Raw genomic sequence first — 25,346 nt, forward strand, 5'->3', positions numbered from 1 at the left:
GCGGAGAGATCGTTCCATCTTTGTTGAACGCCTTCCGGCCCATGGGTTTGCTCCCCCTGCCTCTGACACTTCTTTTGGCGGTGGTGCCTGGCTCCGAAGCGCCAGGTTCCTCGGTGTCGCTCCAATCCTCAGGGCCCATGCTTCAGGAGTCCTTCGAGACCGTTCTGATCGAAGGAGGTATCCCTGAGTTGAAGTTGGCTTGCGAGGAGTCGGCCAGCTTTGGTCTCAATGAACGTCTCCAGTTGCTGCGTGATCGGCTCATGCTGGTTGCTCCTGCACCGCAGCGTTTTGATGTGGTGATGGCCAATGCCAGGGCTCTGATGTCCTGCAAGGCGCCGGACAGTGCCCAAGTGGTTCTCAGTCGCTATGGCCCCGGTCCCGGTCGCCGAAGGCGGGAATGGCTGCTGCTGTCCTGGCAGGCTGCCAGTGCGGCATTGGATCAGGAGCGCATTGTTCTGGCTCTGCTGCGTCTGGCGGAAGGAGACCTCACCAGGCTCGATGCTGAGCAGCTTGTCGTGGGTCTGGATGAGCAAGGACTGCCCTTAACTCGCTCAGCTCTTGACCTTCTGGCAGAAGCGCAGATCGCCTCCGGGCAGCCCGAGCAGGCTGTGATCACCCTGCTTGCGGGCCGAACGCCAGGTGTGATCGCAGCACGTCGTCTTGGTCTCGCTGCAGAGCTGCTGGATGTGATGGAGTCCGAACGCAGTGTGTCTCTGATCGAGGCGGCTCTCGATCAGGCCGCGGCGGAGCAGGCCTGGAACCAGGCGGAGGACTTGCTGCGGCTGCAGCTGCGTCTGGAGCTTGCCAGCGGCGGCAGCGGTGAACGTCCCCGCGAACGCTTGCAGCGACTGGCAACCAGGCTGGATGATCGCTTCACACTGCTGGATCTCGATCAGGATCTGCCGGGAGGGTCGCTGGAGCAACAACAGCAACTTCAGCAGGAACTGCGCTCGCCAAGGGCACCGGGTGGCCATGCCGCGCTGGGAGAATCACCAGCACCTGAAGCCGGCGCGACCGGCGTCAACGAGCAGCCATGACCATTTCTCACGGCGACCTTCTTTACGAAGGCAAAGCCAAGCGCATTTATGCAGGCTCAAGCGACCAGCAGGTGCTGGTGGAGTTCAAGAACGACGCCACTGCATTCAACGCTCAGAAGAAGGCTCAGCTGGATGACAAGGGGCGTCTCAACTGCCTGATCTCAGCCTGTCTGTTCGAGTTGCTGGAGCGAGAGGGAATCCCCACGCATTACTGCGGAATCGCTGAGGAAACCTGGATGCTTGTCCAGCGCGTCGAGGTGATTCCAGTTGAGGTTGTGTTGCGCAACATCGCCACCGGATCGCTCTGTCGCGAGACGCCGATCGCCCAGGGCACAGCCCTTGAACCGGCTCTGCTTGACCTCTATTACAAAGATGACGGCCTGGGTGATCCGTTGCTGACGGATGCACGCCTGGAACTTCTGGGTCTGGTCTCCAGAGAGCTGCGGGGGCGGATCGAGTCATTGGCCAGGAAGGTTAATTCCGTGCTGATTCCTTTCTTCAGGAGTGTCGACCTGCAGCTGGTTGATTTCAAGCTGGAGCTTGGACTGAATGCCACAGGTGAGCTGCTTGTCGCTGATGAGATCAGTCCTGACACTTGTCGACTCTGGGATCTGTCCTGCATGGATGCAGAGAAACGCATCCTCGACAAGGACCGCTTCCGGAAGGATTTGGGCGGTGTGATCGAGGCCTACGGGGAGGTCTGCAAACGGGTACAAGGGGCCTGCCCGACACCCCGCAACTGCAGTTAAGTTCACCGACGTTTGTGGCCGGCACGGCCGACTTCCGTCTCCCCAATGGTCGCTTTCTCCTCCAGCCGAACCAAGAACGCCGTTCGGCGAGGTGCCGTGGGATTTGCCCTCGCCCTTCCATTGATCAGCGGCCTGCCGGGGCAAGCCCAGGCTGAGCCTGATGGGACTGAGATCGAAGCTGCTCAGGCTGAAGAGATACAGGTGGATGTCGAAACAGAAGCTGTCGAGTCAGAAGCTGTCGAAACTGAGGGTGTTGAGGCTGAAGCTGTTGAGGCCGAGGGTGTTGAGGCTGAGGGTGTTGAGGCTGAGCTGACCGAGGAGCAGATCGACGTTGAGCAGATTGAGGTCACCCCTGCCCCGGCCGCAACTCCCGTTGCCGAGCCGATTGACGAGGGGCCACAACAGCCCAGGGTGTTGATCACCGAGGTGATCATTGAGGGCATCGATGGACATCCAGAGCAGGAACGTCTCGAGCTCGCGGCCTATGACGCCATGCGTGTGCGCCCTGGCAGCAGGGTGACGAGAGAGGAACTGAAGCTTGATCTCGATGCGATCTACGCCACGGGATGGTTCTCGGACGTGCGCATTGAGCCGATCAACGGTCCGCTGGGTGTGCAACTGGCTGTGCAGGTGGTTCCCAACCCGGTGATGACCCAGGTTGTTCTTGAGCCTGAAGACAACAAGATCGAGCCTCAGGTGATTGAGGACACCTTCAGTTCCGATTACGGCCGCACGCTCAACCTCAATGAGCTGCAGCTGCGCATGAAAGAGCTGCAGAAGTGGTACGCCGATCAGGGTTATTCACTGGCCCGTGTTAGCGGACCCACCAGGGTGAGTCCTGATGGGGTGGTGCAGCTGAAGGTGCTGATCGGCACCGTGGCCGGTGTCGAGGTCAAATTCATCAACAAGGAAGGGGAGGACACCAACGAGAAAGGAGAGCCGATCAAGGGCAAGACCAAGCCGTGGGTGGTGAGCAGGGAAATCTCCATCAAGCCCGGGGAACCTTTCAACCGCACCCAGCTTGAGAGCGACATCCGTCGTTTGTATGGCACATCGCTGTTCAGTGATGTGAAGGTGACCTTGCAGCCTGTCACAGGTGAGCCAGGCTTCATCACCATCGTTCTGGGCATCGTCGAGCAGTCCACTGGCTCGCTCTCAGGTGGTCTCGGCTACAGCCAGAGTCAGGGGGTCTTTGGCCAGCTCCAGCTTTCCGACAGCAATCTGTTCGGTCGTGCCTGGGACCTGGCACTGAACTTCACTTACGGTCAGTTCGGTGGACTTGCGAATCTCACGTTCTCCGATCCCTGGATTAAAGGAGACAACCATCGCACTTCCTTCCGGACCTCCTTCTTCCTCAGCCGGGAAGTTCCTCAGGTCTTCCAAAGTCAGAACGATGGAGATATTGTTGCTCTGAATGATTACTTCGATAACGACTCATCTAAGACCTATTCCATTAGCTCCAGTAATAATCCCGCTGGAAGCAAATTTGATAATGTTGATGAGGCAAATGATGAGTTTTCTGATACCAGCTGGTTTGATTTTGAGGGCGATTCAATCGCTTTGGAGCGTATTGGCGGAAATGTGATTTTTGCTCGTCCGCTCAATGGCGGCGATCCTTTCAAGAAGGTGCCCTGGCAGGTATTGGCTGGACTGAATCTTCAGGCTGTTCGTCCCATCAACTATGCGGGTGAGACAAGGCCTTACGGCATCGCCAGCAGAAGAATCAAAAAAGATCGTGTCAACAAGGATGAGGTGATTTGTACCGCCTTCAATTGCGCTGATCAGAACACGCTCGCCAGTATTCGGGTCGCAACCACTTACAGCACACTGAATGATGGTCGGAATCCGACCTCAGGTAATTTCTTTAGTTTCGGTACGGAACAATATCTCTCTGTTGGAGAAAACTCGCCGACCTTCAACCGCATCCGCACCAGCTACACCCATTTCATTCCTGTCAAGTGGCTGAAGATCGCCAAGGGCTGTCGCCCCAAGGAGGGTGAACCGGAGAATTGTCCTCAGGCTCTGGCCTTCCAGATCAAGGCAGGCACCGTGATCGGTCAGTTGCCCCCTTATGAAGCCTTCTGTCTGGGTGGATCTAACTCGGTTCGCGGCTGGTTCGACTGTGATCTAGCTGTCGGGCGCAGTTTCGGCGAAGCAACCATTGAATACCGCTTCCCTATCTTCAGCATCTTCCAGGGCGAAGTGTTCATCGATGCAGGTACCGATTTCGGATCCCAGGCCAATGTCCCCGGCAAACCAGGTGAGCTGCTCGACAAACCAGGTTCGGGTGTCTCTCCAGGTATTGGTGTGATCGTCACCACCCCTGTAGGACCTCTGCGTCTGGAGGTGGCCAGCCAAAACTTCACGGGAGAGTACCGCTTCAATCTGGGCGTCGGCTGGAAGTTCTGATGGTCCTGTGGCCTCATGATTACGACGGAGCCTGGACCCTTGAGGGTCCGGCCCGGCGCAGCGGCATTGGCCTGCACAGCGGTGAAGAGGTCTCAGTCACCCTGCAGCCTTCGACCCAGCCAGGCGTCTGGGTGAGCTGGCCAACAAACGGCGGCGACCCGCTCAGGCTGGAGCCTTCCCAGGTGCGTGACAGCCCGCTGTGCACCACTCTCGAGCTGGGTGACCGAAAGCTCGCCACGGTGGAACACCTGCTTGCTGCTATCGCCGGGTGCGGTCTCACCCATGTGCATCTCGAAGTTGAAGGCAGGGAGATTCCTCTTTTGGATGGCTCCTCCCAGGGATGGGTGGAAGCCATTGCCGAGGCAGGCCTTGCCCCGGCATCAACACCTGCTCCGGCTAGGCCGCAGCTGCGGCAGCCGATCGCTCTGCATCGCGGCAGCAGTGTGATCACCGCCACGCCAGCTGAGCAGTTCACGCTGGTGGGCGTGATTGATTTCCCCCAGCCGGCCATTGGTCGTCAGCAATGTGCACTGGCACTGACGCCAGACAGTTTCGTGGCGGAGATCGCTCCGGCTCGCACCTTCGGCTTCCGTGAGCAGGTGGATCAACTGCGTGCAGCGGGGCTGATTCAGGGTGGTGCCCTTGACAACGCTCTGGTCTGTGATGGCGACCACTGGCTGAATCCACCCCTGCGCTATCCCGATGAACCGGTGCGCCATAAGCTTCTTGACCTGATCGGTGATCTGGCGCTTGTGGGTTTTCCGCGGGCGCAGGTGCTGGTCTACCGCGGCTCCCATGGTCTGCACACCGACCTGGCAGCGGCCCTGGCCGATCGATCCAATGCTCAGCCCTGAACCGATTTGACTTCCTCCTCCGCCACCGCCGCAGCCCAGCCTCTGCTCACTGCGGAGCAGATCATGGGACTGCTTCCCCACCGCTATCCCTTTGCGCTTGTGGATCGTGTCCTGGAGCACGTGCCCGGTGAAAAAGCTGTGGCCATCAAGAACATCACCCTCAATGAGCCTCAGTTCCAGGGCCATTTCCCTGGACGTCCGTTAATGCCTGGAGTGTTGATCGTGGAGGCCATGGCGCAGGTGGGTGGTCTGATCGTCACCCAGATGCCCGATCTTCCCAAAGGTCTTTTTGTTTTTGCCGGTATCGATGGCGTGCGCTTCCGCCGTCCGGTGATCCCCGGTGACCAGCTGCTGATCACCTGCGAGCTGCTGAGTCTCAAACGCAAGCGCTTTGGCAAGGTGAAGGCTGAGGCCACGGTGGATGGTCAACTGGTCTGCTCCGGGGAGCTCATGTTCTCGCTGGTTGACTGACCATGATGAGTGAACAGCGATCCCCCGCCGTGACTGCTGAGGACCGTCCTCCCCAGATTCATCCGCTTGCGGCAGTCGATTCCCGGGCCGAGCTCGCCACTGGTGTGGTGATTGGCCCTGGTGCCGTTGTGGGTCCTGATGTTCGCATTGGCCCTCATACCTGGGTCGGGCCCCACGCGGTGCTGGACGGTCGACTCATCATTGGCGAACACAACAAGATTTTTCCGGGTGCCTGCCTCGGGCTCGAGCCTCAGGATCTCAAGTACAAAGGCGCTCCGACAGAGGTGGTGATCGGCAATCACAACACCATCCGTGAATGCGTCACGATCAACCGGGCCACCGATGAGGGAGAGCAGACCCGCATCGGCGACCACAACCTATTAATGGCCTACTGCCATCTGGGGCACAACTGTCTTCTGGGCAACGGCATCGTGATGTCCAACAGCATCCAGGTTGCCGGGCATGTTCTGATCGAGGACAAGGCAGTGATCGGTGGATGCCTGGGGATTCACCAGTTCGTTCATATCGGCGGAATGGCCATGGTTGGAGGCATGACAAGGGTGGACCGGGATGTGCCTCCCTACTGCCTCGTTGAGGGCCACCCCGGAAGGGTGCGAGGCCTCAATCGCGTGGGTCTGCGCAGGCGGGGCCTTGATCGCAAGGATCAGGGGCAGGAAATCAAGCAGCTTCAGGACATCTGGTCGCTGCTCTATCGCTCGGACCATGTGATTGCTGAAGGTCTGCGTCTTGCTCGTGAGCAGCCCCTGATGCCTCTGGCCGATCATCTCTGCTCCTTCCTCGAGGGATCGATCAGTCAGGGAAGGCGTGGACCCATGCCTGCTTTCGGTGGTCGCTGATGGTGCGTGTGCTGATCAGCACCGGTGAGGTGTCTGGTGATCTTCAGGGAAGTCTTCTGGTGCAGGCCTTGCATCGGCAGGCTTGTTTGAGGAGCCTTGATCTTGAGGTGCTGGCCCTTGGGGGACCACGCATGCATGCAGCTGGCGCGGAGCTTCTTGCCGATACGGCTCCACTGGGCTCGATCGGTCTTCTGGAGCACCTTCCACAGGTTGTCCCCACATTGAAGCTGCAGTCGAGGGTCAACAGGGAACTCAGTGCTCGGCCCCCTGATGCAGTGGTGCTGATTGATTACATGGGAGCCAATGTGCGTCTCGGCAAGCGTCTGCGCCGCAAGTTGCCGCAGGTTCCCATTACCTACTACATCGCTCCACAGGAATGGGCATGGCGCATGAATGACAAAGGCACAAGCAGCCTTCTGTCCTTCACTGATCGCATTCTTGCGATCTTCCCGGAGGAAGCATCCTTCTATGCATCCCATGGTGCGCAGGTCACCTGGGTTGGCCATCCTCTGCTCGATCTTGCTGGCCGCAATCCTGACCGTGCTGAAGCCTGTCGCCAGCTCGGCCTAGATCCGAAGGAACGCTTGCTGCTGCTGATGCCTGCATCCAGGCCGCAGGAGTTGCGCTATCTGATGCCCGTGCTCGCGGAGGTGGCGGCACGTCTGCAGGCAAGAGATCCGAAGCTGATGGTGATGGTGCCGGCAGGTCTCAGTCGTTTTGAGCGCGAACTTCAGGAGGCGCTTGAAGCCGCCGATGTGCGTGGACGGGTCATTCCAGCCGCCGATGCTGATGCCCTCAAACCGTCACTTTTCAGCGCGGCGGATCTAGCCCTCGGCAAGTCGGGAACTGTCAATCTTGAGCTGGCCCTTCAGGGAGTCCCTCAGGTGGTCGGATACCGGGTGAGCCGCATGACGGCCTGGGTCGCACGCCATCTGCTTCGCTTCCATGTGGATCACATTTCGCCAGTGAATCTGCTGCTCAAGGAGCGCTTAGTCCCTGAATTTTTGCAGGAAGACTTCACTGCCGACCAGTTGATTGCTCAGGCCATTCCTTTGTTGGAGAGCACTGATGAGCGCCAACGGATGCTGATTGGCTATGAACGTCTACGCCAAACGCTGGGGGAACCGGGAGTGACCGATCGCGCCGCTGCCGCAATCCTTGATCAGCTGTCGACCTGAGTTCACCTGTGATCCGCATCTTGTTATCCCTGTTTGTGGGAGCTTTGCTCCTGATCTCACCCGCCTCAGTGCTTGCCGAGCAACAGAGCGCCGTGTTGGCTGGAGGCTGTTTCTGGTGCATGGAGAGTGATCTAGAGAAACTTCCTGGTGTGATCTCTGTGGAAAGCGGCTATAGCGGCGGCAGCGTGTCCAATCCGACCTACAACCAGGTGAGTGCTGAAACCACAGGGCATCAGGAGGTGGTGGAAGTGCTGTTTGACTCGACCAGGATCAGTTACCCCAGGCTTCTTCAGTCGTATTGGCGCAACGTGGATCCCTTCGATGGCGAGGGTCAGTTCTGTGATCGCGGAGACTCCTACCGACCCGTAATCTTCACCAGCAGTGATCAACAGAACAGCGAGGCTCTCGCCAGTCAGTCAGAGGCGGCAAGGGAACTTGGAGTGTCTCAATCCGCTCTCAAGGTGGAGATCAAACCTCTTGAAAAGTTCTGGCCTGCTGAGGATTACCACCAGAATTTTGCCGAATTGAATTCAGTCAAATACAAGTATTACCGCTGGGCCTGCGGAAGGGATAAGCGCCTCGATCAGGTCTGGGGTGACCAAGCTCGCACCGGTGATTCCTGGACGAAGTAGGTGTTGTAGTGACCAGAACTCAGCAACTCCTGGTGGTTTGATTGCGGGAATCTGAGGAAATTCTGTAGCGGTCGTTGCGCTCTGAATCAGCCACTTCGCAGTGAAGGTGCGGGTTTTACGCCATCGATGACACAGTTTGGATTGCGTACCATTCAGCTGTGAGTTGTGAAAGGTCTGTATGTATCTGCTGACCATCAAAGACGGTCTTGTGACGCGTCATGTTGGTCCGTATCCATCTCCGAAGCAGGCCTCTGATGACTTGGAGCGAGTCATGGCCAGTTGCTCGGAGAGGGCACGCTGGCAGATTCATGCTCTCGAGAATCCCCATTCCCTCTCCATGGTCGTCGCGTCCTGACTGGGGATCCGCTCTATTTCGTTAGGGATTCTGTATGTCTGAGGCGTTTGGTCTACGGCCGGGATAACCCCGTAGCAGCCCCGATTCGATCATCAGCCCCACGCCCGCATTGATCACGATCAGGCTGAGCGTCCCGTACCACCACCATGGACCGCCATCACTTCCAGCCAGCTGAAGTGTCCTGCGGCTGACGGCCTCCCCGAACAGGCAGAGGCCGGCAGGTAACAGCAGAACACCCAGCTGGGCGCGTACATACCAGCGAAAGGGGCTGGAGGCCATGCAGCTTGCTTCGTTGAGATTGAAATTTAGGCCTCGACGGTTGAGGACTGCTTCAACACCCAGTTCACCAGCGTGCGCACGCCGTAGCCCGTGGCACCTGAGGGATTCAGTCCGCGGCCCTTGTCGCTCCAGACCGTGCCTGCGATGTCGATGTGGGCCCAGGGAATGCCGGCATCCACGAACTCTTTGAGGAACAGAGCTGCGGTGATCGATCCACCGGGGCGGGGTCCGGTGTTCTTCATGTCGGCCAGCAGCGATTTGAGGCCTTTGCGATAGGAGCTGTGAAGCGGCATGCGCCAGAGGCCCTCTCCGGCATTGTTGGCAGCGGTTTCCAGATCACTCGAGAGCGCATCATCCGGGGTCCAGAGTCCGGCGATCTCATCGCCTAAGGCAACCACACAAGCACCGGTCAGCGTCGCCAGATCCACGATCGCATCGGGTTTGAGCTTGGAGGCGTACACCAGGGCATCAGCGAGGGTGAGTCTGCCCTCCGCATCGGTGTTGTTGATCTCGATTGTGGTGCCGTTGGACGCCGTGACGATGTCGCCGGGATGAACCGCGGAGCCGTTGATCATGTTTTCGCACGCGGCCACAAGCATGTGCACCTCCACCCCCGCTGGGCGTAGTTCAGCGATGCTGCGCATGGCTCCAAAGACAGCAGCGCTGCCGCCCATGTCGAACTTCATCATGTCGATTTGGGCAGCCCCGACCTTGAGGTTGTAGCCGCCGGAATCAAATGTGAGCCCCTTGCCCACCAGAACGAGGCGCTTCTTGGCTACGCCGCTGGGGCGATAGGTCAGGTGGATGAATTTGGGATCCATGTCAGAGCCCTGGCAGACCGAGAGGTAAGAGCCCATACCGCGCTCCTCGCAGTCGGCACGTTCGAGCACGGTGAGGTCAAGTCCGTGCTCGTGGGCGAGGGTTGCCGCGGTTCGGGCCAGTTCCTCCGGGGTGACGCTGTTCGGTGGCGCCGCCACCAGCTCCCTGGCCAGCTCCACCCCGGCGCAGACCGGGTGAACTGTTTCCAGCGTCTGGTTCAGGCCCCCTGGCCATTGGCCCAGCAGCTCAAGCTGTTCAGGTCTCTGGCTCGGTTCGGGCTTGCTGCGAAAGCGCAGGTCGCTGTAAAGAGCCAGTCGCACAGCTTCAGCAGCGGCAGTGGCATCGCCGATGGGGTCCCCGGATCCCATCGGCAGCATCAGGCCGAGAGAGCCACCCTGGCCTTGTGCGGCACGGGCGGCGGCGGCGGCGGCCATGCGCAGGCTGTCCCGATCCACAGAGTCGGGATCCCCCAGCCCCAGCAGCACCAGGGTCGTGCAGTCGCTTCGCAGCAGTTGAAGGCTGGCCAGATCACCGCTCTTGCCTGTGAAGGGCTTCTGCTTCAGCCATTCCGACAGCTGAATGTTGAAGCGTTGTTCCATCGCCTCCACCAGGCCTTGGGGGTCGTCCTGAGGAATGCCAAGCGCAAGAACGGAACCACTCCAGGCCTCAGGGGTGGCCGGAGAGAGGGAGATTTTCATGGAGAGCCGTTGCCTGAACCGATGCTAGGAGCTGTGCTCAGGTGGCTTGAAACGGCGTGGCCCATCGCTCGCGCGATTCTTTGTTGAACGGTGGCTGCCAGCGTCGGATCAGGGTCTGTTCCAGCTTTCGTCGCGCCCGGGTGGCCCTGGGTACATCGCCCCAGAAACGGATGCTGGTTCTGCAGCTCAGGCCGCAGTCCACGCAGGCCTCTTGATAAGCCGCAAGGTAAGCCTTGCAATCATGCTCTCCCTTCCAGCGTCGATCGGCCGCCATGGTCTCTCCGATGTAAAGCAGGATCGGGTGTTCCAGATCTGCGGGACGGTCCATGACCCAGTACAGCGCCGCTCCCTGATGGGGGCTCTGCGGCCATCGCCAGAAACTCAGCGGTAGTGGTTTGAGCGACAAGGGTTGAATCTCCGAAGCTGGATCGTCATGGCCGCTGAACAGGCTGCCCTGCTCCTGACTTCGGCCGTCCGCCTGAAACAGAGGGCTCTGGAAGCTGTGGATGCGCTCCTGCCAGATTTGGAGCTGTTGCCTATTCAGTGCCAACTCGGCAGGTTTGTTGTCCTGACCGGCAGGTGTCGCCTGTTCGAAAAGGTTCCCCTGGCGAGGAGAGGCAGGCATCGCGATCAACCTCGTGGCGGCAGGCTTGGGCCTGCAGGTCTGGAGCCGAAACGAACACGCCCGATCAGAGCTTCCACAGTTGCCGGGGGCAGGCAGAGCCGCTCCTGTAGATCCGCGAGGTTCTGAAACGGTTCGCGCCGCCGTTCTGCGAGCAGGCGTTCCACCCGGTCATCGGGCCACGGGAGGGTCGTGGCCAGCAGGGTGGGGCTGGCGGCATTCAGATCGAGCGGTGCCTGCTCCGGTAACTGCGGGGCATCCCCGTGCCAGCGGAAAATTAGATGGGGTCTCCACTGCTCGCAGAGATTTTCCGAGATGTCGAGCAGCTGAGCCAGATCCTCCATCTGGCTGAACTGAACCCCGCCTTGCTGAAGGCGCAGCAACTGATCCACCATGATTTCGCTGCAGCCCGGCAGCTGGCGCCACTGCTCTGCGCTGGCTCTGTTCACGTCGATGCACCAACTCGGAGCGACCGTTGTTTCTTCTGCAGGCCAGGGTCTGGGGTCCACGCGAACAGGATCCCTGGGCAGGTCACCCATGGCCTGGAGCACCTTGCGGGCCAGTGGATCGAGCCAATGCCGGCGAGCCATCGCCGCGTTTCTCCCTTGCAGCCTGGCCAGGACCCTAGGTCCAGCGCGGCGGCCTGGTGGGAACCTGCACCAGCCCCTCACGAAATGCTGTGACAACAGCCATGGTTCGGTCTCTGGCCGGCAACTTGCGCAGCAGGCTGCCGACATGACTTTTTACGGTGTCAATCGACACCACTAAAGCGTCGGCGATCTCCTGATTGGTCATGCCTCGGCAGAGGCCGCGCAGCACGTCCTCTTCGCGCATGGTGAGTTCCTGCAGTGGCACCTGATCGCCGCTGCAGCTCAGCCTGCTGTGGTGCAACACGCCACTGATCAGTGGATCGAGGTACTGCCCGTCGGTGTCGATGGCCGTGAGCGCTGCCGCCACCGTGCCGGTTCCGGTGGCCTGAGCCGAGCAGATTCCATGGCAGCGGGCATCGATGGCATCCAGGATCGTGCGCGGGATGGGACGCTGAAGCAGCATCAACACCCTGATGTCGGGGTTGTGGTCCCTGGCCCGGCGCACGAGGCTGGTGCCACTGCCGCTCTCGAGGGTATCCGTGCAGAGCAACAGGTTGGCAGCGCTGGTTTGAAGGCTCAGCAGGCAGTCATCTTCGCTGGTGCAGGCAGCCACCAAAGGTCCCTGTCCTTCGAACCAGGCTGTCCAGCTGCTGAGCAGAACAAGGTCGGCGCTAGCAATGGCCGTGCGACTGCGCTTGAGCAGGCTGTGACCCTGGCGGGACCGTTGCTGAAGAGAGGGGATCCGTTCGCTGAGATCCAAGGAAGGAAGAGGCTCGGGGCCATTGCCGCTGACCCATTCATGTTGACGTGAATCGGGGGGCGTGGATCCGCACTGTTATGGGGAGCTCAAATTGTCCAGAATTGCTCAAGTTGATGGGTGGGCCATGGCGTTCTTCGACTCCGAGATCGTGCAGGAGGAAGCCAAGCGTCTGTTCGGCGACTATCAGCAGTTGATGCAGCTGGGGTCGGATTACGGCAAGTTTGACCGCGAGGGCAAAAAGAAGTTCATCGACACGATGGAGGAGCTCATGGAGCGATACCGCGTGTTCATGAAGCGCTTTGAGCTGTCGGAAGATTTCCAGGCCAAGCTCACTGTGGAGCAGCTGCGCAGCCAGCTGGGTCAGTTTGGTATTACCCCAGAGCAGATGTTTGAGCAGATGCAAGGCACACTGGAACGGATGAAAAGTCAGCTGGACCAGCCGCCCAGTTGAAGCGGCCCGTACGATTCAGCCCGCAATCGCTCCGCCTCGCCCATGGCTTCGACACCGTCTCTGCCGGCATGGCTGTCGCGTGGCATGGCCGATCTGTTCCCAGCAGGAGTTGGCGATGATGCTGATCAGTCGCTGGCGGCGAGGTTGACGCAGGCAGAGCGTGATGGCAGACCCCTGCGTATCAAGCTTGGTATCGACCCCACCGGCAGCAACATCCACCTCGGGCACAGCATCCTCTTCCGCAAGCTGCGTGCTTTTCAGGATGCGGGGCACACAGCAGTCCTGATCATCGGCGACTTCACCGCCCGTATTGGTGACCCAACAGGCAAGAGCGCCACGCGGGTGCAGCTCACAGCCGAAGAGGTTGAGGCCAATGCAGCCACTTACCTGGCGCAGCTGGGCGAGGGTCAGCCGAAGCAGACGGCTCTGCTGGATTTTGAGACACCTGGCCGCCTTGAGGTGCGCCGCAACAGCGAGTGGCTCGAAGGTCTTGATCTGCCTCAGATCATTGGCCTGCTGGGGACAGCCACCGTGGGCCAGATGCTGGCCAAGGATGATTTCTCCAAGCGCTATGGCAGTGGTGCACCGATCGCACTGCATGAATTTCTTTATCCGTTGCTGCAGGGCTACGACTCCGTGGCGGTGAATGCTGATGTGGAGCTGGGCGGCACTGATCAGAAGTTCAATGTGGCCATGGGTCGCGACCTGCAGCGCCATTTCGGATCAGGGACGCAGTTCGGTCTTCTGCTGCCGATCCTCGTGGGTCTTGATGGTGTGCAGAAAATGAGCAAAAGCCTTGGGAACACTGTGGGTCTGGAGGAAGACGCACTGTCGATGTACTCCAAGCTTGAGAAGGTCGGTGATGCCGCCATTGATGACTACGTGACATTGCTGACGGATCTGAGTGCGCAGGATTTGCCTGACAACGCACGCGATAAGCAGAAGGCGATGGCTCTGGCGGTGACCGCCAGCCGCCATGGCATGGAGGCCGCCCAAAAAGCTCAGACCGATGCGGCGACACTGGTGAGCAGCGGCGGGGATGCCGGCGCTGATGTGCCCGAGGCGTCACTTGCAGCGGTGAATTTTCCAGCAAAGGCTTTCTATCTGCTCAGTGCTGTGGGCATCTGCGCCAGCAGCAGCGAGGCCCGGCGTCAGATCAAGGGTGGTGCTGCCCGGCTGGAGGGGGAGAAGATCACCGATCCCAATCAGGAATTCGCCACGGCGGCCGAGCTTCAGGGCAAGGTGCTGCAGCTTGGCAAGAAGACCTTCCGCAGGCTGGTGGCCTGATGGTAATCCACCCCGCCGATCGGATCATCCTTGCTCTCGATGGCATGGCCCCGGATCAGGCCTTGGGCTTTGCTGCACAGGTGCAGGGACTGCGCTGGGTGAAGGTGGGTCTTGAGCTGTTCTGTCAGGCCGGCCCTCAGGTGGTGGCCCAGCTACGCGATCAAGACCTGCGGGTGTTTCTCGATCTGAAGTTCCACGACATCCCGGCCACGATGGCGGGTGCCTGCCGGCGGGCAGCGGCACTGGGTGCGGAACTGATCACGGTGCATGCCTGCGCCGGCAGCGAAGCGCTTCAGGCTGCCCAGGCCGCGGCGGTGAAGGGGGCGCAGAGCGCCGGGCTTCCGGTACCCACGTTGCTGGCAGTGACGGTGCTCACCAGCTGGGACGAGCAGTATTTGCAACAGGAACTCGCCATCAGCCAGAGCATCGCCGAGCGCGTGCCGGCGTTGGCGCAGCTTGCGTCTACTGCTGGCATCGGCGGCTGTGTGTGCTCACCTCTGGAGGCTTCAGCGTTGCGGGCACAGCACCCGGAGCCGTTTGCACTGGTCACGCCGGGAATTCGTCCGAAGGGCGCTGCTGTTGGTGATCAGGCCCGGGTGATGGGGCCGGCGGAAGCGATTGCAGCGGGCGCCAGCCAGCTGGTGATCGGCAGGCCGATCACCAAAGCCGAGAATCCCAGCGCGGCGTTTGCCGCCTGCTGCGCAGAGCTGGATCGGCAGAGCCGTCAGACTGAATAAAGCCCGGGGCTAGTGCTGCTTCTCGGTCACACGACCTTTTGCAGGCTGGTGGGGTGAGCAAGCCTCCTGCGATTTCCAGAAGCGATCAGTTAGCCATGACGATGCTTTTGATGTTCACGAACTCGTGAATTCCAAGTTTCCCGAGCTCGCGTCCGAAGCCACTGTCTTTGCATCCCCCGAAAGGAACCCTGGGATCACTTTTCACAAAATCGTTGATGGCGATTGAACCTGCCTGTAGCTGTTCAGAGGCCAGAGCAAGGGCATGATCGCGGTTCGCTGAAAAGATGGCTGTTCCGAGTCCAAAACGGCTTGAGTTCGCCAGCTCCATGGCCTCCGTTTCATCTTTTGCCCGCACAATGCTCACCACCGGACCGAATACCTCATCGTCAAAGGCAACGCTGCCCGGTTGAACGTTCTCGAGCACAGTTGCCGGGTACCACCAACCGGGTTGATCAGGAATCATGCCCCCGTGGATCAGGTCACTTCCCGTTGCAACACTGGCTTGTACCTGCTGATGGACCTGATCACGGAGATCGCGGCGTGCAAGAGGCCCCAGTGAGCACTGTTCATCCATTGGATCGCTTGGATGAACCAGCTCCAGCCTTTGAAGCACTGCAGTGCGAAATGCGTCATACACCGCTTCGACGACGATCAACCTCTTGGCAGCAATGCAGACCTGTCCAGAGCAGAGCATCCTGATCTGGACACATTTCTGAGAGGCAAGTGCGATGTCCGCATCCTCCAAAATGATGTAGGGGTCCTGTCCACCAAGCTCGAGAACACATTTTTTGAGATGGGTTCCTGCCAAAGACGCCACAGCCCGTCCTGCAGCTTCGCTGCCGGTGAGCGTCACACCCCGCACAAGTGGATTGGCAATCACCTCCCCAGTGTCAGCAGCTCTGATTGCCAGGTTGGTGACCACATGGTCGGGAAGACCTGCTTGACGGACCAACCTCTCAATGGCCTGACTGCAGCCGGGCACATTGGAGGCTCCTTTGAGAACCAGGGTGTTTCCAACCACCAAGGCAGGCGCTAGAGCACGAAACACCTGCCAGAACGGAAAGTTCCAGGGCATGACCGCAAAGATCACCCCAAGGGGGCTCGCAATCAGATTGGCCCGGGATTCATCAAGTTCAATGCAGTCGTTACGGAGATATTGCTGCCCCATTTCGGCGAAGTGGCGACAGGCCCAGGCACATTTATCGAGCTCGGATCTTGATTCACGCAAAGGCTTGCCCATCTCCTGGGTGATCAGGCCAGCCAGTTGCTCGCGATCCCCTTCAAGCTGCCTGGCAATGGCCAGCAGAGCACTGGCACGATCCTGGGGTGAAACCTTTTCCCATTTCAGAAATGCCTGATGGCAGCGCAGGATTTTGTCTTGCGTTTCAGCGGGACTCAGTGCTGCATACCGAGCCAGTTCATCGCCGCTGGCTGGATTGATCGAGACGAATTCAGACTCGCTCATCAGCGCTTTGCTTGCTCCGGGTCAGCATCTTTGCAATGGTTCGTGCAACTGACAGCGATCTCTCAACCCAGGGGTTGGAGGGCTGGTGTTAAAGCTCATTCAGCAACGCATGCTCCTCTGCGCAGAAGTTCTCCGTGGTGCTGCTTTCCTGCAGCTCCGTAGATCATTCCTCGTGCCGGCATCGGTGGTTGTGTGTGTTCTGCGCAGGAGGCCGCGGCTCTGCGAATACAGCATCCACTGCCGTTCTCACTGGTCACTCCAAGCATTCGCGCCAAAGGCAGTTCGGTCGCTCGGCCGATATCCAGGGCAGCAGACCCGAGCGGTGCCTTCTCTTTCTGCTGCCAGGAGCTGGTGCATTGATCAGAGCTCAGCATGAGAGTTCCAAGCAGGCCCGCTGGACTCAAGACTTCTGGCCCACCTTGGGCTCAGTTCCGTTGATCAGCCGCTGGATGTTGCTGCGGTGCCGCCAGAGCACCAGCAGCATTGCCACAAGGGCTACCACCAGATTGGCGTTGCTGTCTGAACCGGCGGCCATCAGCAGCGGCAGGCTCAGCGCTGCCACCACGCTGGCGAGCGACACGATCTTGCTGAGGCTGAATACCGCCATGAACACTCCGAAGCAGGCCAGTCCAACCGGCCAGGCCAGACCGAGAAACAGACCAAGCCCTGTCGCCACGGCCTTGCCGCCTTTGAAGCCCAGCCATATCGGCCAGATATGGCCGGCCAGGGCCGCAAGACCTGCCAGCACCTGAATCCAGTCATTAAGTGGATTGTTCTGGGTCAGGGCAGCGGCCAGCAACACCGCAGCCGCGCCCTTGGCCACGTCGACCAGAAACACAACCAGAGCGGGCTTTTTCCCCACATTGCGCAGCACATTGGTGGCTCCTGTGGAGCCGGAGCCGATCGTGCGAAGGTCGATCCCCTTGCACCATTTCCCGGCCAGGAAGCCGCTGGGAATCGAGCCGAGCAGGTAGCCCAGCAGCAGCGTGAGGAAGGGCATCAGAGCAGGTCGTCTTCGTCGTCGTAGGTTTCGCCTGGACCAGCGGCAAAAGCCAGCCAGAGCGGAAACTGAAGCACGGGAATGTCCACCACCCGTTCCGCAGCATCGATCAGGATCAGGGGCACTTCACCGCGTTCCTCCAGTCGGTCCGCCCGCTCCACGAGAGCATCGCCTCGTTCAAACAGAACGATGCCGCTGCTCGGGCCGAAATCTTCCCGACCCAGGCCGAGAGCATCCTGCAGGCCTCGTCTCCAGTCGCCCAGGCGTTCGGGTTGTCCTGCCAAAACCAGGGTCTGGAACTGATCGCCGTAAAGCTCGCCGATGACAGCGATCAGGGCAGCCGCAAGCAGCACATTGCGAGGTCGACTGCCGCGGCTGGCCTGGGCTCCCCTCCCTCCTTGATTGAAAAACCAGTCCTCGAGCAGAGTGATGTCGCTGTCGTCCAGGCTGCGGCGCAGTTTCCAGGGTTCCGCGTAGAAGTCTGGCTGCTCCATAAAACGCCTGAGGTTGTCTCGGATCAGCTCCTCGTCGGGACGGAAGGTGTCGGCCAGTGCCGGAGCGCTGTCGGCGTTGGCCATCGCCTGTTCTGCGGCGGCTTCAGCTGCCTGGGCATCCAGTGGTGAAGGCTTCACCACCACGGGCTGCGCCACCAGCTCGAGCGTTTCCACCGACTGGGCAAGCCCCTGCAGGGCTCCACCCAGATACTCCTGAAACCCCTTCACGCGTCTCGCGATCGCATCGGACTGGCCAGCGAAGCTGGCAGACATCTCCTGCTCCAGTTGCTGCTTGCGCTGCTGGAGGGTGTCGATCTCCTGTTGCAGTCTGTCTCGCCGAGACTGAAGATCCATCAGTGCCAGCTGGATCAGCGATTCAGACGAAGGTTCCACGTCATCGCTTGCGGCGATGGAGGCCTCACTGTGCGTCACTTTGGCTTGCGGCGCGTCCTGGAGTGGCAGATCGTTGTCGTCAGGCATGGTCGGCTTATCCTCAACTCATTTCAGCGGATCGCCGGGTTCATGGCCTAAACACAACGTTCTCGTTGCGTTCCGGTGATGGTGCTGCGACCTAGATGCCCGTTTTGAAAATGGGTGGTGCTGGCTCAGGGCTGGGGAGTTTCCAGGGAGCCCACCCGCTGTTCGAGCTGCTGGCGCAGCTCAGCAGGATTGAAGAGGATCGGCAGGAAGTGGATGCTCTTGATTTCGCGGAAATAAAACAGGCCTGGCAGCCAGGGAGCAAACAGTCGCCAGCTCTGCCATTCGGCGTAGGGAAATCTGCGCAATTCCTGCTGTCCACGCCAGACCACCAAAGTGTCGCCGGTGAACTCAAGACGCAGGATGTAGGTCTGCACCAACAGGAAAACACCGAATAGCCCTACAACCACTGTCGGCCATGGGTTCAACGGCAGTGGCAGCAGGCAGATGCTGACGAGAATGATCAGCAGCGCCAGTCGCGGGCTTGGGCTGATGCTCACGGGGGCTTGGTCAGGATTAGAGGTTGTTGTGGTCATGGAGTTAAGGGGTTTCTTCAGCCTCCGAAAAGGATCTGAGTCAGGAGGACGTCCATCAGGGCCACGGTCACCAGAATCATGACCACCGCACCGGTTGTGCTGGTGCCCACCTCCTTCGGCCCTCCCTGGGTGGTCATGCCCCAACCACAGGCAAGCACCGCGATCTGCACTCCGAAGACCAATGCTTTCACCAGCATGAAAGGAAGGTCATCCGGCACAAGCCAGGTGCGTGCTGAGGTCCAGAACACCTCAGGGGGGATCTGGTAGATCTCCGTGCTGCTGATCTGACCTCCCAGGAGCGCCACCGCAAAGAACAACAGGCACTGCACAGGGGCCATCACCACCATGGCGATCAGGCGGGGTACGACCAGGTATTCCACCGGATCGGTGCGCAGCATCGTGATGGCATCGACCTGTTCGGTCACTTTCATGGTTCCCAGCTGCGCCGCGTAGGCGGTTGCCACCTTGCCTGTGAGCAGGGTGGCCGTCAGCAGTGGCGCAATCTCACGCGCCAGGCCAATCGCCAGAACGCCGCCGACTGTTGTGCTGGCACCCATGTTGCTGAGTTCCTTGGCGACCTGAATGTTGAACACCGTGCCCGCAGCGAGTGCGGTGATGATCACGATCAGGAAGCTGCCGGGTCCGGCCTCCTGCAGCTGATCCAGCAGGTCGATGGTGTTAATGCGCCCCTGGACGGTGGCGGTCACTGCCTGTCCGCCGATGATCAGGCTGCTGCCCAGCCTGTTCAGCCATCGGGGCGATTTCAACTGGGTTCGGAATCGGAAGGAGGTCATGCGCGTTGCAGGTGGGCTCCGCGGTCGGGCCAGCGTCGCATCAACAGAAGACCAATGATCACAAGAATGGCTGGAATCAGACCCATGCTCATCCGAAGCGCCACCAGCGCTGATGTCGGTTGACCATCAACAAAGCTCAATGCGCCTTTGCATCCTTCTGCTGCGCCTGCAAGGTATCCAGTCGCTGTCAGCAAGCTGCCAAACATCGACATGCTTAAACCGATAATGAGCTTCTGACCTAGGACCATCCATGCGGTGTACATACCTGCTGGATGGGAAGGGTCGGCATCGATTGCATCCGGCAAGAGAGACCAGGGGATTAGGTAGGCGGTGGACGCTCCAACGCCCACCATCACGATGAGGCCAATGAGCGGTATGAATTGAAGAACACCTGGGTCGCTCCCCATTGGTGGAAACAGAATCGAGAGCAGGCATGCTGTGATCCAAAGTGATCCTCCCCATCGCAATGCCACCAGGCGGCCGTGGCGGTTGGATACCCAGCTCCAGATTTGCAGTCCTAGGAGGGCACTGATCTGGAAAGGCAGCAGGATCCAGGTGGCTAGACCTGATGGCACATGAATGACCTGAACCAGCCAGATCAGTGCGACCACCTGCATCAACTGCAGGCCAAACCACAGAAGCAGATAGAGCCCAAGCACCATGAGGAAACGGGGATTAGAGCGAATCCGCTGCAGCTGCTGAATCCAAGGTTCACTTGTTTTTGAGGGTCGCTGAGCGAGTTTTGCGAAGGGAGCTAAGCCCCAACAGCAGGCCAGAGTTGTAACGGCAGCGATTGTTCCTGTGATTCGGCCCATTAATACATAACCGTTCTCGCAGTCATTGAGGACAAAAGAAGCAACCACAAGGCCACTGAGGCCAGCAGTGATTGAACCGGTGAAACGGGCAGCATTCAGGCGGGTACGGATCGCCGTGTTGGGAGTTAGTTCAGTGGAGAGGGCCGCATAGGGCAGGTTGACGCTGGTGTAAGCAGACATCAGCAGGATCGCCATCACCACGTAATAGATGGTGCGTTCCCTAACGCTCCCATCGGGAACCCACCACATCGCTGCCAGGCTGATTCCTAGGGGTAAAGCCGCCCCTAGCATCCATGGGATGCGGGGACCCCAGCGGCTGCGCGTGTGATCACTCAGCCAACCGATCAGTGGGTCGTTGAAGGCATCCCATACCTTGATCACCATCAGCAACGAACCTGCGATAAAAGCGGGTAGGCCGGCGATGGCTGTGAAAAAAGGAAACAGGAAAAAGCCAAGCTGCGTTGCAGCCAGTCCCGTGCCTGCATCACCCAGTCCGTAGGCGACCATCAGGCGGCGGCGAGATCCCCCTGGAAGGGTGCTGGTGCTCATCAAGCAGGGAGGGGCAGACGGACCGCCATAATGAATGCGCACAACACCTGAGATCACGCCACTCAAGGCGTTGGTACAGATGTATTTGTGCGGGCGTAGTTTAGTGGTAAAACCTCAGCCTTCCAAGCTGATGATGCGGGTTCGATTCCCGCCGCCCGCTTGAAGTTCCAACCCCAGGTTTCTCAGAAGTTCGCTTCTTGGAGTTTGAGCGTGTTGGCATACTCGCGAGCAATCATCACCACCAGGCTTCTGGCTTCGAGGGGGACGCCGCTCGGACTCCAGGGTTCCAGTGTCTTGGGAAGGTCCTCACCTGCGGGAAGGGCTGTGTCGATCAAGCGGTGCCAGGGAGAAGCCGGCTTCGGCAGATCAAAGTGCATGGCCTTGAAGTAAGCGTTGAAGCCAGCCCAGAGCACTGCTCCCTGCTTGCCGCGATGCAGGCTCATCGCCAGGCAATGGGACCAACTGGCCCAGTCGGGTTTGCCCAGTTCCACTCCGTGCCACTGGCGCCACAGGCCATCAGGATCACTGCTGCGGCGCTGCTGCTGTGGCTGTTCGCCATGAGCAACCACAGGGTTCAACAGTGCCGAAAGCTCTGAGCGCACTGTCAGCAGTCGCTTCACGAAGTTGAGCAGCTCCCTGTCGCAGTGTTCCTCGGACCAGATCATCCAGCTGAGCGGGGTGTCCTGGCACCAGGTGTTGTTGTTGCCTCCCTGACTGCGTCCAACCTCGTCGCCCATCAACAGCATGGGCACGCCTCGTGCCAGCAGCAATGTGCTCAGCATGTTGCGTTGCTGCCGCCTGCGCAGGGCGGTGATGGCATGGTCACTGCTGGGACCTTCAACGCCATGGTTCCAGCTGTTGTTGTGATTCTCACCGTCGCGGTTGTCCTCACCGTTGGCAAGGTTGTGCTTGCTGTTGAAGCTCACCAGATCCATCAGTGTGAATCCGTCGTGGGCCGTGAGCAGATTCACGGAGCGGCCCAAGCCCGCTGGTTTGCCGTCATAGAGATCAGGGCTGCTACGCAGGCGCTGTGCCAGGGGCCAAGTGCTGTTGTCGTCGCCTTTCCAGAAGCTGCGTACGGCATCGCGAAATCGCCCGTTCCAGGTCCCGATACGCCGAGCCGGGAAGTCATTGAGTCGATAGAGACCACCGCAATCCCAGGGTTCGCTCACGAGTTTGAGCTCACTGAGCAGGGGGTCGGCCTCCATCGCTTCGAACAGTGCGGGCTTATCCAACGGCTTCAGTCCTTCGCCACGACTCAGGGCAATGCCGAGATCAAAGCGAAAGCCATCCACCCCCAACTCCAAGGCCCAGCAGCGCAGCGACTCCAGAATCAGCTCACGGCTGAGTGGCTGGTGGGCTGCAATGGTGTTGCCACAGCCACTCACGTCCTGGTAGTCCCCCTTGTCTGTTTGGTGGTAGTAAGTGCGATCGGCGAATCCACGCCAGCTCAGGGTGGGGCCATCAACATTGCCTTCGGTTGTGTGGTTGTAGACAACATCGAGCAACACCTCCAGGCCGGCGTCATGACAGGCTGCCACCAGGTCACGCATTTGATCTCTGGCCTTCATCGGGTCATCGCCGCCGACATAGCCCTGATGCGGAGCGAACCAGCTCAGTGGGCTGTATCCCCAAACGTTGTCGCGCCCAGGGGGTGCGTCCTGCGGATCGAAGGCCTGCACGGGTAGCAGTTCGATCGTGGTCACACCCAACTGCTTGAGATAGGGGATCTTGTCGATCACTCCCAGCAGGCTGCCCTTTCGATCCGGGGCGACGCCGCTGTCGCTGCGTTGAGTGAAGCCTCCAACATGCAGCTCGTAAATCACTGTCTGCTGCCAGCTGTGCCGAGGTCTGGGGTGGGCCTCGAAATCGAAGCGATCCCGTTCGCAGACCAGTCCCTTCAAGCAACAATGGGTGTTGGGTGAAGCACCGGTGGCGGCTTCACGCCGATAGATCGACCAGCCCGTGATCGCTCTGGCACAGGGGTCCAACAGCACCTTCGCGGGCCGGAATCCATGGCCCCCAGGCGCGAGCGGACCGAACACCCGGTAGCCATAGCAGCAACCTGCCGTCAGGCCCTCCACCTCCACATGCCAGTAGTCACCGGAGCGGTGTTTGCTGTCGTTCAGATCAATCAGCTGTTCGGGGCTGCTGGCCTCAGCCGTAGGGAAAATCAGCAGTTCCACCCGGTTGGCGTCTGGAGCTGCCACAGAGAAATTCACACCTTGGGCGGTGATGCTGCTGCCAAGAGGCCAAGGTTTGCCTCGTCGGATCGCGCTCAAAGATCCACTCCCAGGAGGCAGGTGAAGCCTTCAAAGTAGTGATAGCTCCGGTGACTCATCGTGTCTGTGATGACCTCCTCGCTGGAGCCAGGCCGTCCTCCTCTACAGATCCGGCCTGATCTCTGGCTGTTTCCGCCCAATCGTGACTGTCGTGGAGGCTCGTCCTGGTGGCTCGACGTGGATCCTGAACCCGTTCTGATCGATTGTCCGCCGCTGACCCAAGCCACCTTGGAAGCCTTGCAGGAACTGGCGCATGGCCGATGCGCCCGAATTCTCCTCACCAGCCGTGAGGGGCATGGACGCCTGCGTCGTCTGCAGGAGCGCATGCAATGGCCCGTGCTCGTTCAAGAGCAGGAGGCCTATCTGTTGGCGGGCGTTCAACAGCTCGAAACATTCTCCGAGGAGACTGTCACTCTCTCAGGCCTGCGACTGCTCTGGACGCCTGGACCCACTCCCGGTCATGCCGTTGTGCATGCTCCGGTGCCGGTGAATGTGCTGTTCTGCGGACGTTTGCTCGTGCCGGTGGCTAGGGATCAATTGGCACCTTTGCAGCATCGGCGCACGTTCCATTGGCCCCGACAGCAGCGCAGCCTCCGTCAACTCCGTCGGTGGCTCCCTTCAGAAGCTTGTCCACGACTGGCCTCTGGGGCCTCTCTTGGGGCCCTGCGTGGTGGCCATCTAGCCCCCTTCAACAGCTGGTATCAGCAGTCAGAAGCAGCATTTGACACGGTCTGATACACACGAGATTCGGTGAAAGCATTGCGGCACGGTGTTTTTCGGTTGCCGCACAGCGATTGTCTCCATACGATTAGCGCGCTCAGGGAAGCCGTGCGGATGTCGACCTCCGCATCGTCGATCCAACCGCTTCCGCCACTTTCCCCTACCCAATGAACAAAGCTGACCTCGTCAATCTGGTTGCCGCCCGCACCGAGCTCACCAAGACCGATGTGTCTCTGGTGGTGGACGCCGCTATCGAAACCATCATCGATTCCGTTGTGGAGGGCAAGAAGGTCTCCATTCTTGGTTTCGGTTCCTTTGAGCCCCGCGAGCGCTCTGCCCGTCAGGGTCTGAACCCCAAGACCGGTGAAAAGATCAAGATTCCTGCCAAGCGCGTACCTGCCTTCACCGCCGGCAAGATGTTCAAGGACCGCGTTCAGGGCTGATTCCCTGCAAGAACTCTTGATCGGGGTGGTCCTTTAGGGCCACCCTTTCTTGTGTGAACCTTCCAGATCGTCTTCAGGCTGTGTTTGAGCAGGGTCGCCAACGGCGTCTGAATGGTTATCGCGGACGTTTTGCTCCGACTCCTTCGGGTCCCCTGCATCTGGGCAACCTGCGCACGGCTCTGATCTCCTGGCTACAGGCCCGTCTTCAGGGAGGTGAATGGTTACTGCGGATTGATGATCTCGATACTCCACGTATCCGGGTCGGCGCGGTCGAGTCCGCCCTAGAAGACCTGCGTTGGCTTGGATTGCACTGGGATGGTCCAGTGATCATGCAGAGCCAGCGCCTCTGGCTCTACAACGCCTGCCTCTCTGCACTTCGGCATGACCAGCTGCTTTATCCCTGCCGATGCAGTCGCCGCCAGATCGGTGCCGGACGGCGCTACCCAGGAACCTGCAGGGAGATGGCAAGGGGTTGGGGTCTTCAGGATGGACGCCTGCCGTCCTGGAGGCTGAAAGTGAAGGCCGCAGATGAACCGCTCTGTGGTGATTTGGTCCTGCGGCGTGCTGATGGATTCATCGCTTACCACCTTTCAACGGCGGTGGATGAGCTGGCACTGGGCATCACCGAGGTGGTGCGGGGCGCCGATCTGGCGGCGGTGTGCATTGCCCAGCAGGCGGTGATCGCATCGCTGGAGGAGCCACCTCCCAGCTATCGACACACACCGCTGCTCTGCGATCCGGAGGGGCAGAAGCTCTCCAAGCGCGAACAGGCCGCAGGGCTGGCCCCTCTTCAGGATCAGCAGTGGTCGTCGCAGAGGGTGGTGGGCTGGCTGGCTGGTTCGCTGGGTCTGATTGACCAGCACTGCTCTTTATCGGTGTGCGAGTTGCTGCAGGAGATTCGAGCCAGGCCATTGGCGCTGCAGGCTTGTTTCGACCAAGCAAATTCTTAAGGAAGCCTTCGGGATCACAGGCGTCTGCAGCTTCCA

Annotated in this window: 27 protein-coding genes, 1 tRNA gene and 1 pseudogene; 17 read left to right on the forward strand and 12 right to left on the reverse strand. The window is 59.8% G+C overall.

The window, feature by feature from the left end; genetic code table 11:
- Nucleotides 1-41: 41 nt before the first annotated feature.
- The 9 genes from SIB58_RS01275 (at nucleotide 42) to SIB58_RS01315 (ending at nucleotide 8,542) form a co-directional block, all read left to right on the forward strand.
- Nucleotides 42-1,037: a hypothetical protein gene (locus SIB58_RS01275; protein WP_066911239.1), complete on the forward strand. Its 996-nt coding sequence runs from the start codon at nucleotides 42-44 to the stop codon at nucleotides 1,035-1,037.
- Nucleotides 1,034-1,786, forward strand: a complete 753-nt coding sequence (gene purC, locus SIB58_RS01280) for a phosphoribosylaminoimidazolesuccinocarboxamide synthase (RefSeq protein WP_066911242.1) — start codon at nucleotides 1,034-1,036, stop codon at nucleotides 1,784-1,786. The genes SIB58_RS01275 and purC overlap by 4 nt, the downstream gene beginning before the upstream one ends.
- Nucleotides 1,787-1,831: 45 nt before the next feature.
- Complete coding sequence (locus SIB58_RS01285; RefSeq protein ID WP_066911245.1) at nucleotides 1,832-4,195, forward strand: BamA/TamA family outer membrane protein; 2,364 nt, start codon at nucleotides 1,832-1,834, stop codon at nucleotides 4,193-4,195.
- Nucleotides 4,195-5,049, forward strand: a complete 855-nt coding sequence (gene lpxC / locus SIB58_RS01290) for a UDP-3-O-acyl-N-acetylglucosamine deacetylase (RefSeq protein WP_066911248.1) — start codon at nucleotides 4,195-4,197, stop codon at nucleotides 5,047-5,049. The genes SIB58_RS01285 and lpxC overlap by 1 nt, the downstream gene beginning before the upstream one ends.
- Nucleotides 5,050-5,091: 42 nt before the next feature.
- Nucleotides 5,092-5,520, forward strand: coding sequence for a 3-hydroxyacyl-ACP dehydratase FabZ (gene fabZ, locus SIB58_RS01295; RefSeq protein WP_066911304.1), 429 nt, complete (start codon nucleotides 5,092-5,094; stop codon nucleotides 5,518-5,520).
- 5 nt (nucleotides 5,521-5,525) lie between these two features.
- Nucleotides 5,526-6,377 (forward strand): acyl-ACP--UDP-N-acetylglucosamine O-acyltransferase, encoded by an 852-nt coding sequence (gene lpxA, locus SIB58_RS01300; RefSeq protein ID WP_066911307.1) that lies wholly within the window; start codon nucleotides 5,526-5,528, stop codon nucleotides 6,375-6,377.
- Nucleotides 6,377-7,555: a lipid-A-disaccharide synthase gene (lpxB, locus tag SIB58_RS01305; RefSeq protein WP_066911251.1), complete on the forward strand. Its 1,179-nt coding sequence runs from the start codon at nucleotides 6,377-6,379 to the stop codon at nucleotides 7,553-7,555. Before lpxA ends, lpxB begins: the two co-directional genes overlap by 1 nt.
- An 11-nt stretch (nucleotides 7,556-7,566) precedes the next feature.
- Nucleotides 7,567-8,187, forward strand: coding sequence for a peptide-methionine (S)-S-oxide reductase MsrA (msrA, locus tag SIB58_RS01310; RefSeq protein WP_066911310.1), 621 nt, complete (start codon nucleotides 7,567-7,569; stop codon nucleotides 8,185-8,187).
- Nucleotides 8,188-8,365: 178 nt separating this feature from the next.
- On the forward strand, nucleotides 8,366-8,542 hold the full coding sequence (locus tag SIB58_RS01315) for a hypothetical protein (protein ID WP_170953742.1): 177 nt from the start codon (nucleotides 8,366-8,368) through the stop codon (nucleotides 8,540-8,542).
- A 21-nt stretch (nucleotides 8,543-8,563) separates the two neighbouring features.
- On the opposite strand, the gene SIB58_RS01320 is transcribed toward SIB58_RS01315, so the two are convergent.
- Genes SIB58_RS01320 through SIB58_RS01340 form a run of 5 tightly spaced genes read right to left on the reverse strand, consistent with a single transcriptional unit; the run spans nucleotide 8,564 to nucleotide 12,310 of the window.
- Nucleotides 8,564-8,821 (reverse strand): hypothetical protein, encoded by a 258-nt coding sequence (locus SIB58_RS01320; RefSeq protein ID WP_066911254.1) that lies wholly within the window; start codon nucleotides 8,819-8,821, stop codon nucleotides 8,564-8,566.
- Between the two features lie 26 nt (nucleotides 8,822-8,847).
- Nucleotides 8,848-10,338: a leucyl aminopeptidase gene (locus tag SIB58_RS01325; protein WP_066911257.1), complete on the reverse strand. Its 1,491-nt coding sequence runs from the start codon at nucleotides 10,336-10,338 to the stop codon at nucleotides 8,848-8,850.
- 37 nt (nucleotides 10,339-10,375) lie between these two features.
- On the reverse strand, nucleotides 10,376-10,963 hold the full coding sequence (locus SIB58_RS01330; RefSeq protein WP_066911260.1) for a hypothetical protein: 588 nt from the start codon (nucleotides 10,961-10,963) through the stop codon (nucleotides 10,376-10,378).
- 5 nt (nucleotides 10,964-10,968) lie between these two features.
- The gene (locus tag SIB58_RS01335; RefSeq protein ID WP_066911263.1) at nucleotides 10,969-11,550 is read right to left on the reverse strand and encodes a type II secretion system protein GspK; all 582 of its coding nucleotides are present in this window, start codon (nucleotides 11,548-11,550) and stop codon (nucleotides 10,969-10,971) included.
- Between the two features lie 34 nt (nucleotides 11,551-11,584).
- The gene (locus SIB58_RS01340; protein ID WP_066911266.1) at nucleotides 11,585-12,310 is read right to left on the reverse strand and encodes a response regulator transcription factor; all 726 of its coding nucleotides are present in this window, start codon (nucleotides 12,308-12,310) and stop codon (nucleotides 11,585-11,587) included.
- Nucleotides 12,311-12,434: 124 nt separating this feature from the next.
- On the opposite strand from SIB58_RS01340, the gene SIB58_RS01345 reads away from it, so the two are divergent.
- From SIB58_RS01345 to pyrF, 3 genes are read left to right on the forward strand one after another with little or no spacing between them, the layout of a single operon-like run.
- Nucleotides 12,435-12,761 (forward strand): DUF1825 family protein, encoded by a 327-nt coding sequence (locus SIB58_RS01345; protein WP_066911269.1) that lies wholly within the window; start codon nucleotides 12,435-12,437, stop codon nucleotides 12,759-12,761.
- Between the two features lie 42 nt (nucleotides 12,762-12,803).
- Complete coding sequence (gene tyrS, locus SIB58_RS01350) at nucleotides 12,804-14,048, forward strand: tyrosine--tRNA ligase (RefSeq protein WP_066911272.1); 1,245 nt, start codon at nucleotides 12,804-12,806, stop codon at nucleotides 14,046-14,048.
- Nucleotides 14,048-14,785, forward strand: coding sequence for an orotidine-5'-phosphate decarboxylase (gene pyrF, locus SIB58_RS01355; protein WP_067326522.1), 738 nt, complete (start codon nucleotides 14,048-14,050; stop codon nucleotides 14,783-14,785). The genes tyrS and pyrF overlap by 1 nt, the downstream gene beginning before the upstream one ends.
- 85 nt (nucleotides 14,786-14,870) lie before the next feature.
- Here pyrF and SIB58_RS01360 read toward each other — a convergent pair whose 3' ends face one another.
- On the reverse strand, nucleotides 14,871-16,250 hold the full coding sequence (locus SIB58_RS01360) for an NAD-dependent succinate-semialdehyde dehydrogenase (RefSeq protein ID WP_066910309.1): 1,380 nt from the start codon (nucleotides 16,248-16,250) through the stop codon (nucleotides 14,871-14,873).
- 174 nt (nucleotides 16,251-16,424) lie between these two features.
- Between SIB58_RS01360 and SIB58_RS01365 the strand changes: the two are divergent.
- Nucleotides 16,425-16,610, forward strand: a pseudogene (locus SIB58_RS01365) (orotidine-5'-phosphate decarboxylase); the annotation flags it as partial.
- Between the two features lie 40 nt (nucleotides 16,611-16,650).
- Here SIB58_RS01365 and plsY read toward each other — a convergent pair.
- From plsY to SIB58_RS01390, 5 genes are all read right to left on the reverse strand, one after another.
- Complete coding sequence (plsY, locus tag SIB58_RS01370; protein WP_066910315.1) at nucleotides 16,651-17,250, reverse strand: glycerol-3-phosphate 1-O-acyltransferase PlsY; 600 nt, start codon at nucleotides 17,248-17,250, stop codon at nucleotides 16,651-16,653.
- Nucleotides 17,250-18,224 carry a DUF3086 domain-containing protein gene (locus SIB58_RS01375; RefSeq protein WP_066910318.1) on the reverse strand — a complete coding sequence of 325 codons (975 nt, stop codon included), beginning with the start codon at nucleotides 18,222-18,224 and terminating at the stop codon, nucleotides 17,250-17,252. The genes plsY and SIB58_RS01375 overlap by 1 nt, the downstream gene beginning before the upstream one ends.
- A gap of 125 nt (nucleotides 18,225-18,349) precedes the next feature.
- Nucleotides 18,350-18,757 (reverse strand): DUF3119 family protein, encoded by a 408-nt coding sequence (locus tag SIB58_RS01380; RefSeq protein ID WP_066910321.1) that lies wholly within the window; start codon nucleotides 18,755-18,757, stop codon nucleotides 18,350-18,352.
- A gap of 17 nt (nucleotides 18,758-18,774) precedes the next feature.
- The gene (locus SIB58_RS01385; protein ID WP_066910542.1) at nucleotides 18,775-19,524 is read right to left on the reverse strand and encodes an MlaE family ABC transporter permease; all 750 of its coding nucleotides are present in this window, start codon (nucleotides 19,522-19,524) and stop codon (nucleotides 18,775-18,777) included.
- Between the two features lie 23 nt (nucleotides 19,525-19,547).
- Complete coding sequence (locus SIB58_RS01390; protein ID WP_066910544.1) at nucleotides 19,548-20,915, reverse strand: MFS transporter; 1,368 nt, start codon at nucleotides 20,913-20,915, stop codon at nucleotides 19,548-19,550.
- A gap of 89 nt (nucleotides 20,916-21,004) precedes the next feature.
- On the opposite strand from SIB58_RS01390, the gene SIB58_RS01395 reads away from it, so the two are divergent.
- Nucleotides 21,005-21,075: transfer RNA gene (locus SIB58_RS01395), tRNA-Gly, on the forward strand.
- A 22-nt stretch (nucleotides 21,076-21,097) separates the two neighbouring features.
- Here SIB58_RS01395 and SIB58_RS01400 read toward each other — a convergent pair.
- Entirely contained in the window at nucleotides 21,098-23,197 is a 2,100-nt protein-coding gene (locus SIB58_RS01400) for a glycogen debranching protein (RefSeq protein WP_066910324.1), read from the reverse strand.
- Between the two features lie 69 nt (nucleotides 23,198-23,266).
- Here SIB58_RS01400 and SIB58_RS01405 point away from each other — a divergent pair, with 69 nt between their 5' ends.
- The 3 genes from SIB58_RS01405 to gluQRS all read left to right on the forward strand — a co-directional run bounded on the left by SIB58_RS01405 (nucleotide 23,267) and on the right by gluQRS (nucleotide 25,310).
- A complete protein-coding gene (locus SIB58_RS01405; RefSeq protein ID WP_066910327.1) occupies nucleotides 23,267-23,932 on the forward strand; it encodes an MBL fold metallo-hydrolase in 666 nt (221 codons plus the stop codon).
- 152 nt (nucleotides 23,933-24,084) lie between these two features.
- Nucleotides 24,085-24,360 carry an HU family DNA-binding protein gene (locus tag SIB58_RS01410; protein ID WP_006043393.1) on the forward strand — a complete coding sequence of 92 codons (276 nt, stop codon included), beginning with the start codon at nucleotides 24,085-24,087 and terminating at the stop codon, nucleotides 24,358-24,360.
- Between the two features lie 53 nt (nucleotides 24,361-24,413).
- Complete coding sequence (gene gluQRS, locus SIB58_RS01415) at nucleotides 24,414-25,310, forward strand: tRNA glutamyl-Q(34) synthetase GluQRS (RefSeq protein ID WP_066910330.1); 897 nt, start codon at nucleotides 24,414-24,416, stop codon at nucleotides 25,308-25,310.
- The last annotated feature ends 36 nt before the right edge of the window (nucleotides 25,311-25,346 follow it).

This window comes from Synechococcus sp. MIT S9504 (genome assembly GCF_047497135.1).
GTDB lineage: Bacteria > Cyanobacteriota > Cyanobacteriia > PCC-6307 > Cyanobiaceae > Synechococcus_C.